The organism is Pantoea sp. C8B4 (assembly GCF_051336905.1).
GTDB lineage: Bacteria > Pseudomonadota > Gammaproteobacteria > Enterobacterales > Enterobacteriaceae > Pantoea > Pantoea rwandensis_B.
Window position 1 is genome coordinate 1 of record NZ_JBGMNK010000023.1, and the last position, 16,080, is coordinate 16,080.

Consider the following 16,080-nt stretch of genomic DNA (forward strand, 5'->3'; position numbering starts at 1 on the left):
GTGGGTCGTGCAGGATTCGAACCTGCGACCAATTGATTAAAAGTCAACTGCTCTACCAACTGAGCTAACGACCCATCTTCAGGCTGCCGGACGCTTTGTTAAACTGCCCGGGCAACGGCGGCATATATTACTGATTTAGCGGGAGGGCGCAACCCTTATTTATCACCAAATCACTCAATTGCTTACCTTTCATGCTGCAAGACCAGAAATCATACGAAATCCGGTCTCTGCTGCACAAATTACATCCCAGCCAGACGCTTTTGCGCCAGCTTAGCAGACTCGCTGGTCGGGAATTGTTTGATCACTTGTTGATAGACCGCTTTGGCTTTCGCCGTATCGTTCTTCTCTTGCATGATCACACCAACCTTAAACAGCGCTTCCGGGGCTTTCGGCGATTTCGCGTAATTTTTTACCACAGTGGCAAAATAGTAAGCGGCATCATCTTTCTTGCCCTTGTTGTAATACAACTGACCGAGCCAGTAATTGGCATTGGGCTGATAGGTGGAGTCGGGATATTTCTTCACCCACGCCTGCAGGGCCGTAATGGCCTGATCGAACTGCTTCTTCTCAAGAATCAGCGCGACTGCTGCGTTGTAATCGGTATTCGCATCGCCGGTTTGTGCAGGGGCAGCGGCACTTCCACTGGCATTGCTACCACCTGCATCAGCGTTTCCCGCTGCTGCACCAGCCGCTGCGGCATCACCGCCACCACTCGCCTGTGCACCCGCATTACCGCTGCTCAACGTATCGATCTGCTGATAGAGCTGCTTTTGGCGCTCAATCACCTGATTCAGTTGATAGCTGTTCTGCTGGATTTGGCCGCGCAGCGAATCGATATCGCTTTGGTTGTCACTCATCTGCTGCTGCAACTGCTGCAGAAGCTGAGCCTGGGCATTGGAGATACGTTCAAGATTGGTGACACGGTCTTCGACCGAGCCAGAGCCAACGCTACTGATTGACGCCTGGGCATTAGCGGCCCAGGGGGCCGCTACGCCAACCAGTAACGACAGACTCAATAGATGAAGTCTGAAGTTACTCATCATGTAATGCTCTTAGTAAACCAGTACGGCACGACGGTTTTTAGCGTAAGCCGCTTCGTCATGACCCAGTACAGCTGGTTTTTCTTTACCGTAAGATACGATAGACATCTGGTCAGCAGAAACGCCTTTACCCTGCAGGTACATTTTAACGGCGTTAGCACGACGTTCGCCCAGGGCGATGTTGTATTCTGGAGTACCGCGCTCATCCGCATGACCTTCGATGGTCACTTTGTAAGACGGGTTGCCACGCAGGAATGCTGCGTGCTGATCCAGCATCTGAGCGTAGTCAGAAGCCACATCATACTTATCCAGACCGAAGTAAACGATGTTGTTCTGCTGCAGCTGCTGCATCTGCAGACGCGCTTGCTCATCAGAAGACATGTTACCGTTCTGGCCAGCACCGTAAGCGCCGTTGTCTGCGCCCATACCAGTCTGGTCGTTGTTGTTGTTTTTGTGCGAGCTACATGCAGCTACCGCGATTACCGGCAGAGCCAGCATCAAACCCTTCAGCACTTTGTTCAGTTGCATTTCTTTATCCTATTATTTTGTTTGCTATACATTGTCATCCCCCGCTATGCAGGGGACTCATGCATTACAGATACGGCGACCAGGCAGGGAATTTGACCTGTCCATCAGTTGCCGGAAGACGCGCTTTGAAACGCCCATCTGTTGAAACCAACTGCAACACGGAACCCATCCCCTGAGTAGAGCTATAGATTACCATCGTGCCGTTAGGCGCCAGACTTGGCGTCTCATCCAGGAACGTGTCCGTTATTGTTTGAACGGCTCCCGTTACCAGATCCTGTTTGGCGACATGCTGAGCGCCACCGGCGCTGCTGATCATCACCATGGTTTTGCCGTCAGTTGACACATCCGCATCCTGGTTCTGAGAACCTTCCCAGGTAATACGTTGTGGCGCACCGCCGTTGATACCCACTTTATAAATCTGAGGCGCACCTGCCTGATCCGAGGTATAGGCCAGTGTCTGGCTATCCGGGAACCAGGTCGGTTCGGTGCTGTTGTAGCGACCGTCGGTCACCTGACGCGTCTGACCTGAGGCCAGATCCATCACGTACAAGTTCAGGCTGCCAGTTTTAGACAGCGCGAACGCCAGTTTTGAACCATCCGGCGAGAAGGCCGGTGCACCGTTGTGGCGCGGGTAAGAAGCAACCTGACGAATGGCACCGTTTGCCAGCGTTTGTACCACTAACGCCGACTTACCGCTTTCAAAGGTCACGTAGGCCACTTTGCTACCGTCTGGAGACCAGGCCGGTGACATCAACGGTTCTGGTGAACGGTGCACGGTAAACTGGTTGTAACCATCGTAGTCAGATACGCGCAATTCATACGGGAACTGGCCGCCGTTGGTTTGCACCACATACGCGATACGCGTGCGGAATGCGCCTTTGATACCGGTCAGCTTCTCAAACACTTCATCACTGGCGGTGTGGCCTGCATAACGCAGCCATTGCTTGGTGACTTTGTAAGAGTTCTGCGCCAGCACCGTGCCCGGTGCACCGCCGGTGTCCACCAGTTGGTAAGCGATCTGGTAGCTACCATCCGGGTTCGGCGTGACCTGACCCACGACAACCGCATCAATACCCAATGCGCTCCAGGCAGCAGGTTGCACTTCCTGCGCGCTGGTCGGCTGCTGCGGCAGACGTGAGCGATCCAGCGGGTTGAATTTACCGCTGTTGCGCAAGTCAGCCGCCACGATGCCGCCAATGTCTTCTGGCGCCGCGCCTGGGCCTGCCCATTTGAACGGCACCACACCAATTGGGCGTGCGGTATTCACGCCCTGCGTAATTTCAATGCGCACTTCTGCGTGCAGCATCGCCGCCCACAGCAGTACAAAAAAACCTAAGGTTACACGAAGTGCCTGCTTCATCTTTTCTCCCTTATCTGAACCTGAGTCCACGATAATTCGCACAGTTCCTGAAAAAACACGAGTACTCATAAAATACAGCAAGCTAACCTTAGTTCAACCTGCCGTGGGTTACTGCATTATTCCGGTTTGAAACGCATTGGGGCGTTTTTAAACACTTCATACACCGCTTGCGATGGCGGCTTAGGAATATGAGCCTGTTTTGCAGCCGTGATAGCAGCCTGGCACAGAGCCGGATCACCACCTTCTGCTTTCACATCAATCAGCAAACCATCCGGCGCCAATTTGATACGCAGGTTACACTCTTTTCCCTTATACGTATCCGCATCATAGAAGCGACTTTGAATCGCGCCAACGACCTGGCCCATATAAGAGTTAATCTCTGCGCCTGACGCACCCGCTTTCTTCTGATTCCCCTGCCCTGCCGCACCGCCAGAAGCCGTGCCACTTTTCGGTGCATTCTTACCAGACGAGAGTCCACCTAACAGGTCATCAACGTCACTTTCATTCTTCGCTGCCTCAGCTGCCGCTTTCTTTTTGGCATCCGCTGCGGCTTTTGCTTTTGCCGCTGCATCGGCTTTCGCTTTCGCCGCAGCATCTGCTTTGGCTTTCGCATCGGCAGCCGCTTTCTCTTTTGCTGCCTCAGCGGCTTTTTCTTTCGCTTCTGCCGCTGCCTGCTCTTTAGCTTCTTTCGCTTCCTGAGCCGCTTTCGCTTTAGCGTCCGCAGCAGCCTGTGCTTTGGCCTCGGCGGCAGCTTGCGCTTTCGCTTCGGCGGCGGCTTTGGCTTGCTCTACTGCTTTCTCTTTCGCCGCTTCAGCAGCCGCTGCTTTGGCCTGCTCATCCGCTTTCTTCTTCGCGTCTGCCGCTGCCTGCTTCGCCTCTTCTACCGCTTTGGCTTTGGCATCTGCAGCCGCTTTAGCTTGGGCATCTGCTTCTGCTTTCGCATCGGCTTTGGCTTTTGCCGCAGCAGCTTCCGCCGCTTTCTGCTGGTCTTGAGCCTGCTTGGCTGCTGCTTCAGCGGCTTTCTGTTGCTCAGCCTGCTGTTTCGCCTGTTCTTTGGCGTCCTGCTGCGCCTGTAAACGCTCTTTTTCCAGCTCTTTCAGACGCTGCTGCTCAGCGGCTTGCTTCTGCTGCAACTCTTCAGCCTGCTGCTGCGCCTGCTTCTGGCGCTGTTGTGCCGCACGCTGGCTGTCACGCTGTTGATTCTGCTGGCGATTGTACTGTTCAACCACCGCGCCGGAATCGACCATCACGGCATCAATGTCACTGCCGCCGCCACCGCCGCTGGATTCGATCTTTTCGTTAAACGAGCTCCAGATCAGCAGGGCGATCAGCACGATGTGCAGAATCACCGAAATGATTATCGCGCGTTTTAACTTGTCGTTCTGCTCGGTTACCTTCGACACTCTCGGATCCCAAAAACGGTTCGCTTTAAATCGGCTGTGTCATCAAACCGACAGATTTCACGCCTGCCTGATGTAACAGGTTCAACGCCTTGATGATTTCGTCGTAAGGCACGTCTTTCGCTCCACCAATCAGGAACACCGTCTTCGGATTGGCTTCAATGCGACGCTGTGCTTCACTCACCACCTGTTCCGGCGGCAGCTGCGTCATACGATCGTGATCCACTACCAGGCTGTATTGCCCGACGCCAGCCACTTCAACAATGACCGGAGGATTATCATCCGTTGAGACCGTTTTCGAATCGGTCGCATCAGGCAGATCCACTTCCACGCTCTGCGTAATAATCGGCGCGGTTGCCATAAAGATGAGCAGCAACACCAACAGCACGTCCAGCAGTGGAACTATGTTGATTTCCGACTTAAGGTCGCGGCGCCCGCGACCACGGGTTCTGGCCATCGTTAACCTCGACTTACTTCGTGTTGTCGGTGGAGAAAGCCTGACGATGCAGGATAGCCGTGAACTCTTCCATAAAGTTGTCGTAGCCCTGCTCCAGCTTATTGACACGCTGGTTCAGACGGTTATACGCCATAACGGCAGGAATGGCCGCGAACAAACCGATTGCCGTGGCGATCAACGCTTCGGCAATACCCGGGGCAACCATCTGCAACGTCGCCTGCTTCACCGCGCCAAGCGCGATAAAGGCGTGCATAATCCCCCACACCGTACCGAACAGACCGATATACGGGCTGATAGAACCGACGGTGCCAAGGAAAGGAATGTGGTTTTCCAGCGCTTCCAGCTCACGGTTCATTGAGATGCGCATCGCACGGCTGGCACCCTCTACCACCGCTTCGGGTGCGTGGTTGTTTGCACGATGCAAACGGGCGAACTCTTTGAAGCCCGAATAGAAAATTTGCTCAGAACCGCCCAGTTCATCGCGGCGCCCCTGGCTTTCCTGATACAGGCGCGATAATTCGATACCTGACCAGAACTTATCTTCAAAGGCTTCGGCTTCGCGACCCGCTGCATTCAGGATGCGCGTGCGCTGAATAATGATCGCCCATGAGGCAATAGAAAAGCCGATCAAAATCAACATGATAAGTTTGACCAGAAGGCTCGCCTTCAGGAACAAATCAAGAACATTCATGTCAGTCACTGCTTGAACTCCGCGACAATAGACTTGGGAAGCGCAATCGGCTTCATTAGATGTGGGTTGATGCAGGCAATCAGGACTTCTGCTTCATTCAGCACTTTGCCTTCTGCATTCACGATACGCTGCGAGAACGTCATGGTGGCGCGAGTCATGGCGGTCACTTCACTCTGGATATCCAGAAGATCGTCAAGACGTGCTGCGGCAACAAAGTCTATCGTCATGCGTCGTACCACAAACGCCACCTGTTCTTCCAACAGGGCTTGTTGATTGAAATGGTGCTGGCGCAACATCTCGGTACGTGCTCGTTCATAGAAAGCAAGATAACTGGCGTGGTAAACCACACCACCGGCGTCGGTGTCTTCGTAATAGACCCGAACCGGCCAGCGAAACAGCGTTTTACTCACTCTACATCCCGGTCTCATTTTAAACGTTGCTACTATACGCAAGTGAGATCGGCTTGGGAATGGTCCGCCAGAGCCAGGAGAAAATAATTATCACACGTTAACAACTGGAAGGAATTTCAGGATATTTCTTGACCAGGCACTGACATAAACTCACGTCAGCGCCCGAATAAAGCGGATAAAAACAGCATCGGGGACTCAATGATAGAACCAATAGATTCCCAGAATCAGTACGATCATCGCGGGCAACGGTGAAAACACGGCTCGCCAGCGCGTTTGCAATGGACGGAAGCCCGTACCATGAATCACCCCAGTGCACACCGCCCAAATCATCAATAATCCATGCCAGATGGCTAAGTCGCTGGTGCGGGCGGCAAAGCGTGACGGTTGCCAGATAACACAGCCCGCCAGCCACAGCGCCAGTATCAGCGAAAGGGCCCGTAACGGGCCCTTGTCCATCAGACGATACAGCGTCTGAATCAGTGTGCGCATCAGTGTTGTTTATCCTTTGCGCCACTCTCTTCTGCTTGCTCAATCGCCAGCGCCGTGATCACGCCAAACGCACAGGCCAGCAAAGTGCCAAGAATCCAGGCAAAATACCACATGCTCAATCTCCTTAATCAGTACAGGGAGTGCGTATTGCTCTCAATGTGTTCTTTGGTGATACGGCCAAACATCTTGTAATAACACCACGCGGTATAGGCGAGGATAATCGGGACAAAGATGATGGCGGCGAAGGTCATCACTTTCAGCGTCAGCAGGCTTGAGGTGGCATCCCACATGGTCAGGCTAATGCCCGGCACGGTGCTGGAAGGCATAATGAACGGGAACATCGCGATGCCTGCGGTCATGATGACGCATGCCAGCGTCAATGAAGAAAAGACAAACGCCCAGGCGCCCTTCTCCATGCGCGAACAGAGCACTGTCAGCAGCGGCAGTACCACGCCAAGCAGCGGGAACAGCCACAGGATTGGCGTCTGCTCAAAGTTCACCATCCACGCACCGGCTTCACGCACCACTTCTTTACCTAGCGGGTTGGATGCAGCGTGATGATCGATGACGCTTTTCACCACATAGCCATCAATACCGTATTTCACCCACACACCGGCTAATACGAAGCACACCATCATCACCAGCGCACTGATTTGCGCAGTGCCACGCGCACGCAGATGCAGTTCGCCGTTGGTACGCATCTGCAGATAGGTCGCCCCTTGCGTCAGGATCATCGCGACGCTGATCACCCCCGCCAGCAAACCAAACGGGTTCAGCAACTGGAAGAAGTTACCGGTGTAGAACAGGCGCAGATACTCATCCGCATGGAAAGGTACCCCCTGCAACAGGTTGCCGAAGGCCACGCCAATCACCAGCGGTGGAACGAAGCTGCCGATGAAAATGCCCCAGTCCCAGGTGTTACGCCAGCGCATGTCCTCAATCTTCGAACGGTAGTCAAAACCCACCGGGCGGAAGAACAGCGAAGCCAGCACCAGAATCATCGCCACATAGAAGCCGGAAAACGCTGCGGCATACACCATTGGCCAGGCGGCAAACAGCGCGCCACCAGCGGTGATCAGCCACACCTGGTTGCCGTCCCAGTGCGGGGCGATGCTGTTTATCATGATGCGGCGTTCGGTATCGGTACGGCCGAGAATGCGAGTGAGCATACCCACGCCCATATCGAAACCGTCGGTGACCGCAAAGCCAATCAGCAGCACGCCAATCAGCAGCCACCAGACAAAGCGCAATACTTCATAATCAAACATGGTTGCTCTCCTTATCCACGCACGGGCTGAGCAGCCGCTTTCACGGTCTCATGATGGTAGCGACCTGTTTTCAGGCTGCTAGGACCCAGACGGGCGAACTTGAACATCAGGTACATTTCCGCCACCAGGAAAAGGGTGTAAAGACCGCAAATCAAAATCATCGAGAACAGCAGATCGCCGACCGTCAGTGATGAGTTCGCCACCGCAGTCGGTAGGACTTCACCAATTGCCCACGGCTGACGACCATACTCAGCGACAAACCAACCTGACTCGATGGCAATCCACGGCAGCGGAATACCGTACAGCGCCGCCTTGAGCAACCAGCGGCTCTTGCCGATGCGGTTACGAATCACACTCAGGAATGAGAGCGCGATAATGCCGAGCAGCAGCACGCCACACAGCACCATGATGCGGAAGGCGAAATAGAGCGGAGCCACACGTGGAATCGAATCCTGCGTGGCCTTCTGAATCTGCGCTTCGGTCGCATTGGCGACATCCGGGGTATAGCGCTTCAGTAGCAAGCCATAACCGAGATCTTGTTTGCTGGCTTCGAACTGGCTACGCACCGCCGGGTCTTTGCTCCCCGCACGCAGTTCGTTCAGCAACGCGTAAGCTTTCATGCCGTTGCGGATACGCACTTCATGTTGCGACAGCAGATCTTTCAGACCGGTAACCGGCGTATCCACCGATCGCGTCGCAATCAACCCGAGCAAATACGGGATTTGAATGGCGTACTTGTTCTCCTGCGAATCCTGATCGGGAATACCAAACAGCGTGAAGGCCGCAGGTGCAGGCTGCGTTTCCCACTCAGCTTCAATTGCTGCGAGTTTGGTTTTCTGTACGTCACCCATTTCATAACCGGATTCATCACCCAGCACGATCACGGACAGGATCGCCGCCATGCCGAAGCTGGCGGCAATACCGAATGAGCGCTTAGCGAAAGCCACATCACGGCCTTTCAGCAGATACCAGGCACTGATGCCCAGCACGAACATCGCGCCAGCGGTGTACCCTGCCGCCACGGTGTGAACAAATTTCACCTGCGCAACTGGGTTGAGCACCAGCTCGGAGAAGCTCACCATCTCCATGCGCATGGTTTCGAAATTGAATTCAGAGGCGATCGGGTTTTGCATCCACCCGTTTGCCACCAGAATCCACAGTGCGGACATGTTAGAACCGAGCGCCACCAGCCAGGTCACCGCCAGGTGCTGGACTTTGCCGAGGCGATCCCAACCGAAGAAGAACAGACCAACAAAGGTGGATTCAAGGAAGAACGCCATCAAGCCTTCAATGGCGAGCGGCGCACCAAAGATATCGCCGACGTAGTGGGAGTAATATGACCAGTTGGTCCCGAACTGAAACTCCATGGTGAGACCGGTTGCGACACCCAGCGCAAAGTTGATACCGAACAACTTGCCCCAGAACTTGGTCATATCTTTATAAATTTGCTTACCCGTCAGGACATATACGGTTTCCATGATCGCCAACAAAAACGCCATACCCAGCGTTAAAGGGACGAACAGGAAATGGTACATCGCCGTCAGGGCAAACTGTAAACGCGACAGCTCGACAATATCTAACATGATGACTCCTTGCTCCTCGCATGAATTTACTCTGCGGCTGACAACGGTAAACAACGAACATTGACGTGCAGAATAAGATCCAGGAACGACTGATTATTGATTCCAGTTTTATTACTGACAGAACAGAGAAATCTGTAGCCCGAAATGAGTGAGTAACAGTGTTGAAAATTTCCCGAAAAACCGATCGCTTCAATCTGTTTCGAGCGGGAGTGTGATGCAAGGAGGCGACAGAATTGCGCTAACAACGCCTGGCTCAAACTCCTGAAAATTCGCGGAAAAGACTGAATTGATGCAGCGCAATTTATACCGTTTGTCGTGCGTGATGCCAGCAGTAAAGTTTGTTATATCTCACGCTTTATTGATCTGGATTAAGACAATATTTTTTCAGATATGTAGTGTTAGCGTTGTTGTTAATTAGTTGTCATGAACGCGTGATGCAATTAAGGAAATAATTACTTCTCCCGTATTTTTTTAACGTAAATACCGGATGCTAAGGTTTAATTTCTCATGTGAAATCACGCACATTTTCCTATCTTTACCTTACCAACTCAGTAAGCATAGCCGCAGATTTTATCTCCGTTACGGTTTTTCCCTGCTTTTTGTATGACTCTGCACAGGGCGTTGTTGCCACTGGCTTCCCCTGCCCTTTCAGGCATAAAAAAAAAAGCCACCCGAAGGTGGCTTCATGCGCATCACAAGTGACGGCTTATTTGATTGGCAGAACCGCTTTAACGGCGTCGCCGATGTCAGCCAGGCTGCGCACGGTTTTCACACCGGCCGCTTCCAGCGCTGCGAATTTCTCGTCAGCGGTGCCTTTACCACCGGCAATGATGGCGCCTGCGTGGCCCATACGCTTGCCTTTCGGTGCAGTCACACCTGCGATGTAACCGACAACTGGCTTGGTCACGTGCTCTTTGATGAAGGCTGCAGCTTCTTCTTCAGCGCTACCACCGATCTCACCGATCATCACGATCACTTCGGTCTGTGGGTCATCCTGGAACATTTTCAGGATATCGATGAAGTTGGAACCTGGGATCGGGTCACCACCGATGCCCACGCAGGTTGACTGGCCGTAGCCGATGTCAGTGGTCTGCTTAACGGCTTCATAAGTCAGGGTGCCTGAACGGGATACGATACCGACACGGCCTGGCTGGTGAATGTGGCCCGGCATGATACCGATCTTACATTCGCCTGGGGTGATCACGCCTGGGCAGTTCGGGCCGATCATGCGCACGCCAGCTTCATCCAGTTTCACTTTCACGGTCAGCATATCCAGCGTTGGGATACCTTCGGTGATGGTGATGATCAGTTTGATGCCTGCGTCGATGGCTTCCAGGATACCGTCTTTGCAGAACGGAGCTGGAACGTAGATCACGGTCGCGGTCGCGCCTGTGGCTTCTACCGCTTCACGCACGGTGTTGAACACTGGCAGACCCAGATGCGTGGTGCCGCCTTTGCCTGGCGTGACACCGCCAACCAGCTGCGTACCATAGGCCAAAGCCTGCTCAGAGTGGAAAGTCCCCTGGCCACCGGTGAAACCCTGGCAAATGACTTTGGTGTTTTTGTCGATAAGAATGGACATTATTTACCCTCCGCGGCAGCAACAACACGCTGCGCAGCGTCTGTCAGGCTGGTTGCTGCAATGATGTTCAGACCGCTGTCGGCCAGTTTCTTCGCGCCCAGCTCGGCGTTGTTACCTTCCAGACGTACCACTACTGGCACGTTCACACCCACTTCTGCAACTGCACCGATGATGCCGTCTGCGATCAGGTCGCAACGCACGATGCCGCCGAAGATGTTAACGAATACCGCTTTAACAGCATCGTCAGACAGGATGATTTTGAAGGCTTCGGTTACGCGCTCTTTGGTCGCGCCGCCGCCGACATCGAGGAAGTTAGCAGGCTGGCCACCGTGGTGTTTCACGATGTCCATGGTACCCATTGCCAGACCGGCACCGTTTACCATACAGCCGATGTTGCCATCCAGCGCAACGTAGTTCAGTTCCCACTGAGTTGCGTGTGCTTCACGTGGGTCTTCCTGGCTTGGATCGCGCATTTCACGCAGCTCAGGCTGACGGAACAGTGCGTTACCGTCGGCGCCCAGCTTGCCATCGAGGCAGATCAGATCGCCCTGCTTGGTGATCACCAGCGGGTTGATCTCAACCATCGCCAGGTCGCGCTCCAGGAACATGGTCGCCAGACCCATGAAGATTTTGGTGAACTGGCTAACTTGCTTACCGGACAGACCCAGTTTGAACGCCAGTTCACGACCTTGATAAGGCTGAGGACCGGCCAGTGGATCCAGCGCCATTTTGTGGATCAGGTGCGGGGTTTCTTCCGCCACTTTCTCGATTTCCACGCCGCCTTCAGTTGAAGCCATGAAGATCACGCGACGGGTAGCACGGTCAACCACCGCACCCAGATACAGTTCCTGGTCGATGTCAGTCGCTGCTTCAACCAGAATCTGGTTTACCGGCTGGCCATCAGCATCAGTTTGGTAGGTCACCAGACGCTTGCCCAACCAATGCTCAGCAAATGCACGGATATCTTCCTTGCTGTTCACCACTTTCACGCCACCCGCTTTACCGCGGCCACCGGCATGTACCTGACATTTTACTACCCACGGACCTGCGCCAATTTTAGAGGCGGCTTCTTCTGCTTCACGTGGCGTAGCGCAGGCGTAACCAGTTGGAGCTGGCATGCCATAGCGAGCAAACAACTGCTTCGCCTGGTATTCATGTAAGTTCATGATGTTCTATCCATTCAGATATGAGTTTGGGCGCACCGTTGTGCGATGCGCCCGGCGAAAATTAGACGTCCAGCAGCAGACGTGCTGGATCTTCCAGCATCTCTTTCACCGCGACCAGATAGCCAACGGATTCACGGCCATCGATCAGACGGTGGTCGTAAGAGAGAGCCAGATACATCATTGGCAGGATGACAACCTGACCATTGACCGCCATCGGGCGCTCTTTGATCGCGTGCATGCCCAGAATCGCGCTCTGCGGTGGGTTGATGATCGGGGTAGACATCAGGGAACCGAACACGCCACCGTTGGTGATGGTGAAGTTACCGCCGGTCAGCTCGTCAACCGTCAGCTTACCGTCACGGCCTTTCACCGCCAGTTCTTTAATTTTCTTCTCGATGTCAGCCATGCTCAGCGCATCAACATCTTTCAGCACTGGGGTTACCAAGCCACGCGGCGTAGAAACCGCGATGCTGACGTCGAAGTAGTTGTGGTAAACCACATCTTCGCCATCGATAGAAGCGTTCACTTCTGGATAGCGTTTCAGGGCTTCAACCACCGCTTTGATATAGAAGGACATGAAGCCCAGACGCACACCGTGACGTTTCTCAAACGCGTCGCCGTACTGCTTACGCAGATCCATGATCGGCTTCATGTTGATTTCGTTGAAGGTGGTCAGCATCGCGGTGCTGTTTTTCGCTTCCAGCAGACGCTCAGCCACACGCTTACGCAGACGCGTCATTGGTACGCGTTTTTCGCTGCGGTTAGCCACAGCAGCCTGTGGTGCCGCGGCCGCTGCTGCAGGCGCCGCTTTCGCGCCATCGGCTTTCTTCGCAACATGCTTCTCAACATCTTCACGCGTCAGACGACCACCCACACCGGTGCCTTTGATCTGGCTGGCGTCGAGGTTGTTTTCAGCGATCAGGCGACGAACCGCTGGGCTCAGCGCATCGTTGCTCTCATCTTCCAGAGACGCGGTTTTACGCTGTTCTGGTGTCGCTTCTTTCGTTTCTACTTTCGCAGAGGTCTCTTTACCACCGCTGTTGCCTTCCACCAGGCGGCCTAACAGCTGGCGCGAGAGCACCGTTGCGCCTTCGTCTTCCAGAATCGCTTCCAGTACACCGTCTGCTGAAGCAGGCACTTCAAGCACAACTTTGTCCGTTTCAATCTCAACCAGTACTTCATCGCGACTGACCGCATCGCCGGGTTTTTTGTGCCAGGTTGCAACCGTTGCGTCCGCTACGGATTCAGGCAAATCGGGAACCAGAATTTCTACGCTACTCATTTTCTTTCCTTTTAATTAACCAAGGTTCAGCGCGTCGTTAACCAGGTCTTGCTGCTGTTGTTGATGTACGGACATGTAGCCCACGGCTGGTGAAGCAGAAGCCGGACGACCTGCGTAACGCAGTGACGCACCGAATGGAACCACTTCGCGGAAATGATGCTGACTGCAATACCATGCGCCCTGGTTCAGTGGCTCTTCCTGACACCAGACGAAATCCTGCACATGCGCATAATTTTTCAATACGTCCTGCACCACTTTGTGCGGGAACGGATAGAGCTGTTCGATACGCACGATGGCGACATCGGTCTGCTCATTCTTGCGACGCTGTTCCAGCAGATCGTAATAAACCTTACCGGAACACATCACCACGCGTTTCACTTGTTTCGGATCCAGATCGTCAATCTCGCCAATCGCCGGTTGGAAGCTGCCATTGGCCAGTTCTTCCAGGCTGGAGACCGCCAGCGGATGGCGCAGCAGCGATTTCGGTGACATCACGATCAGCGGACGACGCATACCGCGCAGCGCTTGACGGCGCAGCATGTGGTAAACCTGTGCTGGCGTTGACGGCACGCACACCTGCATGTTCTGTTCAGCACAGAGTTGCAGATAGCGCTCCAGACGCGCAGAGGAGTGCTCTGGACCCTGGCCTTCATAACCGTGTGGCAGCAGCATCACCAAGCCACACATACGGCCCCACTTCTGCTCGCCAGAGCTGATGAACTGGTCGATGACCACCTGAGCACCGTTGGCGAAGTCGCCGAACTGCGCTTCCCAAATGGTCAGCACGCGCGGTTCTGCGGTGGCATAGCCATATTCAAAGGCCAGTACCGCTTCTTCTGACAGCACGGAATCCCAGACCTTGAACTGACCCTGGCCGTTATGGACATGGTGCAGCGGGGTGTAGGTTGAGCCGTTGGTTTGGTTGTGGATCACCGCATGGCGGTGGAAGAAGGTACCGCGGCCGGAGTCTTCACCCGACAGACGGACAGGAATGCCTTCATCTACCAGCGTGGCGTACGCCAGGTTTTCCGCGCCGCCCCAGTCAAATGGCTTGTTGCCTTCCGCCATCTCTTTACGGTCGTTGTAAATCTTCGCCACGCGCGACTGCACTTCTACCGCTTCCGGTACGCTGCTGATGCGGCGCGCCAGCTCTTGCAGGCGTTTGTACTCAACCGTGGCAGGATAGTTTTCATCCCACTCGTGGTTCAGGTACGGCGACCAGGTGAAGGAGTGCAGGCTCATCGGACGCCATTCTGGCACCACGCATTCGCCTTCATCCAACGCATCACGGTAGAGATTGACCAGTTCGGTCGCATCTTCTAACGTCGCCACACCTTCGCTTTCCAGCTGATCGGCGTAGATCTTACGTGGCGTTGGGTGTTTCTTGATTTTCTGATACATCAGCGGCTGGGTTGCACTTGGCTCATCCGCTTCGTTATGGCCGTGACGGCGGTAGCACACCAGATCGATAAACACGTCGCGTTTAAAGGTGTTGCGATAATCCAGCGCCAGGCGAGTCACGAAGGCCACCGCTTCTGGATCGTCCGCATTCACGTGGAAGATTGGCGCCAGAACCATTTTGCCGATGTCGGTGCAGTAAGGCGTTGAACGCGCATCTTTCGGGTTCGAGGTGGTGAAACCGACCTGGTTGTTAATCACGATGCGAACGGTACCGCCCACTTCGTAACCACGCGCCGCAGACATGTTCAGGGTTTCCTGCACCACGCCCTGGCCGATCACCGCCGCATCACCGTGGATGGTGATTGGGAGAACTTTGTTGCTGCTTGGCTCAGCCAGACGATCCAGACGTGCACGCACCGAACCCATGACCACTGGGCTAACGATTTCGAGGTGTGACGGGTTAAACGCCAGCGCCAGGTGCACTAAACCACCTTCGGTTTCAACGTCAGACGAGAAGCCCATGTGGTACTTCACGTCGCCGGTGCCGAGGTGCTCTTTGTGCTTGCCGGAGAACTCGTCAAACAGATCCTGTGGCTTTTTACCCAGTACGTTGATCAGGACGTTGAGACGACCACGGTGTGCCATTCCCAGTACCACTTCACGCGTACCGCTTTTGCCTGCATGGCGAATCATTTCGCGCAGCATCGGCACCAGTGCATCACCGCCTTCCAGTGAGAAGCGTTTTGCACCTGGGAATTTCGCGCCAAGGTATTTTTCCAGACCTTCAGCCGCAGTCAGCTCTTTCAGGAAACCTTTTTTCTCGTCGCTGCTGAATGACGCATGGCCGACCACCGATTCCAGACGCTGCTGAATCCAGCGTTTCTCATCGGTGTTGTTGATGTGCATGTACTCTGCACCAATCGAGCCACAATAGGTCTGCTGCAGCGCCGCGAACAGATCAGCCAGCTTCATGGTCTCTTTGCCAATAGCAAAGGAACCTACGTTAAAGCTTTCCTGAAAATCGGCGTCGGTGAGATCGTGATAAGAAGGTTCGAGATCCGCAACCCGATCCTGTTTCCACAGGCCGAGCGGATCGAGGTTAGCGTGCTGATGCCCGCGGAAGCGGAACGCATTGATCAGCTGCAGCACTTTAACCTGTTTGGAATTGGTGGCCGGATCGGTGACTGAGGATGTGTAGCGGGTCGCATCTTTTGCCAGGCGGCGGAAGTAATCACGCGTGGTGGAGTGAAACTGCTCAGGTTTCACGCCAGTGCCGGGCAGCTGTTGGAACAGCTCGCGCCACATTTCATCAACTGAGTCAGGATCGGTCAGGAAATCCTCATAGAGTTGCTCTATGTAGGATTGGTTCGCGCCGGCCAGCCAGGAGGAGTCCAGCCAGGGTTTCATCGCGCTGTTCTGCATT

15 protein-coding genes and 1 tRNA gene are annotated in these 16,080 nt (G+C 54.3%); all 16 read right to left on the bottom strand.

Features of this window, described 5'->3' with window-relative positions; genetic code table 11:
- Nucleotide 1: 1 nt before the first annotated feature.
- The 16 genes from ACCW76_RS19650 to sucA all read right to left on the bottom strand — a co-directional run bounded on the left by ACCW76_RS19650 (nt 2) and on the right by sucA (nt 16,079).
- Nucleotides 2-74: transfer RNA gene (locus ACCW76_RS19650), tRNA-Lys, on the bottom strand.
- Nucleotides 75-239: 165 nt separating this feature from the next.
- Nucleotides 240-1,043, bottom strand: a complete 804-nt coding sequence (gene cpoB / locus ACCW76_RS19655; RefSeq protein WP_436339866.1) for a cell division protein CpoB — start codon at nt 1,041-1,043, stop codon at nt 240-242.
- Between the two features lie 9 nt (nt 1,044-1,052).
- On the bottom strand, nt 1,053-1,568 hold the full coding sequence (gene pal, locus ACCW76_RS19660) for a peptidoglycan-associated lipoprotein Pal (RefSeq protein ID WP_039330408.1): 516 nt from the start codon (nt 1,566-1,568) through the stop codon (nt 1,053-1,055).
- Nucleotides 1,569-1,632: 64 nt separating this feature from the next.
- Complete coding sequence (gene tolB, locus ACCW76_RS19665) at nt 1,633-2,928, bottom strand: Tol-Pal system beta propeller repeat protein TolB (RefSeq protein ID WP_160867858.1); 1,296 nt, start codon at nt 2,926-2,928, stop codon at nt 1,633-1,635.
- Between the two features lie 116 nt (nt 2,929-3,044).
- Nucleotides 3,045-4,331, bottom strand: coding sequence for a cell envelope integrity protein TolA (gene tolA / locus ACCW76_RS19670; RefSeq protein ID WP_436339868.1), 1,287 nt, complete (start codon nt 4,329-4,331; stop codon nt 3,045-3,047).
- Between the two features lie 25 nt (nt 4,332-4,356).
- A complete protein-coding gene (tolR, locus tag ACCW76_RS19675) occupies nt 4,357-4,785 on the bottom strand; it encodes a colicin uptake protein TolR (RefSeq protein ID WP_034829164.1) in 429 nt (142 codons plus the stop codon).
- Between the two features lie 13 nt (nt 4,786-4,798).
- Complete coding sequence (gene tolQ, locus ACCW76_RS19680; RefSeq protein ID WP_034829162.1) at nt 4,799-5,485, bottom strand: Tol-Pal system protein TolQ; 687 nt, start codon at nt 5,483-5,485, stop codon at nt 4,799-4,801.
- A complete protein-coding gene (gene ybgC / locus ACCW76_RS19685; RefSeq protein WP_436339870.1) occupies nt 5,482-5,886 on the bottom strand; it encodes a tol-pal system-associated acyl-CoA thioesterase in 405 nt (134 codons plus the stop codon). Before ybgC ends, tolQ begins: the two co-directional genes overlap by 4 nt.
- 195 nt (nt 5,887-6,081) lie before the next feature.
- Nucleotides 6,082-6,375: a cyd operon protein YbgE gene (ybgE, locus tag ACCW76_RS19690; protein WP_045833524.1), complete on the bottom strand. Its 294-nt coding sequence runs from the start codon at nt 6,373-6,375 to the stop codon at nt 6,082-6,084.
- Nucleotides 6,375-6,488, bottom strand: a complete 114-nt coding sequence (gene cydX, locus ACCW76_RS19695) for a cytochrome bd-I oxidase subunit CydX (RefSeq protein ID WP_058962355.1) — start codon at nt 6,486-6,488, stop codon at nt 6,375-6,377. Before cydX ends, ybgE begins: the two co-directional genes overlap by 1 nt.
- Nucleotides 6,489-6,503: 15 nt before the next feature.
- The gene (gene cydB, locus ACCW76_RS19700; RefSeq protein ID WP_045816494.1) at nt 6,504-7,643 is read right to left on the bottom strand and encodes a cytochrome d ubiquinol oxidase subunit II; all 1,140 of its coding nucleotides are present in this window, start codon (nt 7,641-7,643) and stop codon (nt 6,504-6,506) included.
- An 11-nt stretch (nt 7,644-7,654) separates the two neighbouring features.
- A complete protein-coding gene (cydA, locus tag ACCW76_RS19705) occupies nt 7,655-9,226 on the bottom strand; it encodes a cytochrome ubiquinol oxidase subunit I (RefSeq protein ID WP_058962353.1) in 1,572 nt (523 codons plus the stop codon).
- Between the two features lie 706 nt (nt 9,227-9,932).
- On the bottom strand, nt 9,933-10,808 hold the full coding sequence (gene sucD, locus ACCW76_RS19710) for a succinate--CoA ligase subunit alpha (RefSeq protein ID WP_034829155.1): 876 nt from the start codon (nt 10,806-10,808) through the stop codon (nt 9,933-9,935).
- Nucleotides 10,808-11,974, bottom strand: a complete 1,167-nt coding sequence (sucC, locus tag ACCW76_RS19715; RefSeq protein ID WP_034829153.1) for an ADP-forming succinate--CoA ligase subunit beta — start codon at nt 11,972-11,974, stop codon at nt 10,808-10,810. Before sucC ends, sucD begins: the two co-directional genes overlap by 1 nt.
- A 61-nt stretch (nt 11,975-12,035) precedes the next feature.
- The gene (gene odhB / locus ACCW76_RS19720; protein ID WP_038648204.1) at nt 12,036-13,256 is read right to left on the bottom strand and encodes a 2-oxoglutarate dehydrogenase complex dihydrolipoyllysine-residue succinyltransferase; all 1,221 of its coding nucleotides are present in this window, start codon (nt 13,254-13,256) and stop codon (nt 12,036-12,038) included.
- Between the two features lie 15 nt (nt 13,257-13,271).
- Nucleotides 13,272-16,079: a 2-oxoglutarate dehydrogenase E1 component gene (sucA, locus tag ACCW76_RS19725; protein ID WP_038648207.1), complete on the bottom strand. Its 2,808-nt coding sequence runs from the start codon at nt 16,077-16,079 to the stop codon at nt 13,272-13,274.
- Nucleotide 16,080 lies beyond the last annotated feature (1 nt).

Excerpts from the sequence above, each read along its gene's own strand:
- cpoB (WP_436339866.1), bottom strand. The coding sequence starts at position 1,043 with ATGATGAGTAACTTCAGACTTCATCTATTGAGTCTGTCGTTACTGGTT.
- pal (WP_039330408.1), bottom strand. The coding sequence starts at position 1,568 with ATGCAACTGAACAAAGTGCTGAAGGGTTTGATGCTGGCTCTGCCGGTA.
- tolB (WP_160867858.1), bottom strand. The coding sequence starts at position 2,928 with ATGAAGCAGGCACTTCGTGTAACCTTAGGTTTTTTTGTACTGCTGTGG.
- tolR (WP_034829164.1), bottom strand. The coding sequence starts at position 4,785 with ATGGCCAGAACCCGTGGTCGCGGGCGCCGCGACCTTAAGTCGGAAATC.
- ybgE (WP_045833524.1), bottom strand. The coding sequence starts at position 6,375 with ATGCGCACACTGATTCAGACGCTGTATCGTCTGATGGACAAGGGCCCG.
- cydX (WP_058962355.1), bottom strand. The coding sequence starts at position 6,488 with ATGTGGTATTTTGCCTGGATTCTTGGCACTTTGCTGGCCTGTGCGTTT.
- cydB (WP_045816494.1), bottom strand. The coding sequence starts at position 7,643 with ATGTTTGATTATGAAGTATTGCGCTTTGTCTGGTGGCTGCTGATTGGC.
- cydA (WP_058962353.1), bottom strand. The coding sequence starts at position 9,226 with ATGTTAGATATTGTCGAGCTGTCGCGTTTACAGTTTGCCCTGACGGCG.
- sucD (WP_034829155.1), bottom strand. The coding sequence starts at position 10,808 with ATGTCCATTCTTATCGACAAAAACACCAAAGTCATTTGCCAGGGTTTC.
- sucC (WP_034829153.1), bottom strand. The coding sequence starts at position 11,974 with ATGAACTTACATGAATACCAGGCGAAGCAGTTGTTTGCTCGCTATGGC.
- odhB (WP_038648204.1), bottom strand. The coding sequence starts at position 13,256 with ATGAGTAGCGTAGAAATTCTGGTTCCCGATTTGCCTGAATCCGTAGCG.
- sucA (WP_038648207.1), bottom strand. The coding sequence starts at position 16,079 with ATGCAGAACAGCGCGATGAAACCCTGGCTGGACTCCTCCTGGCTGGCC.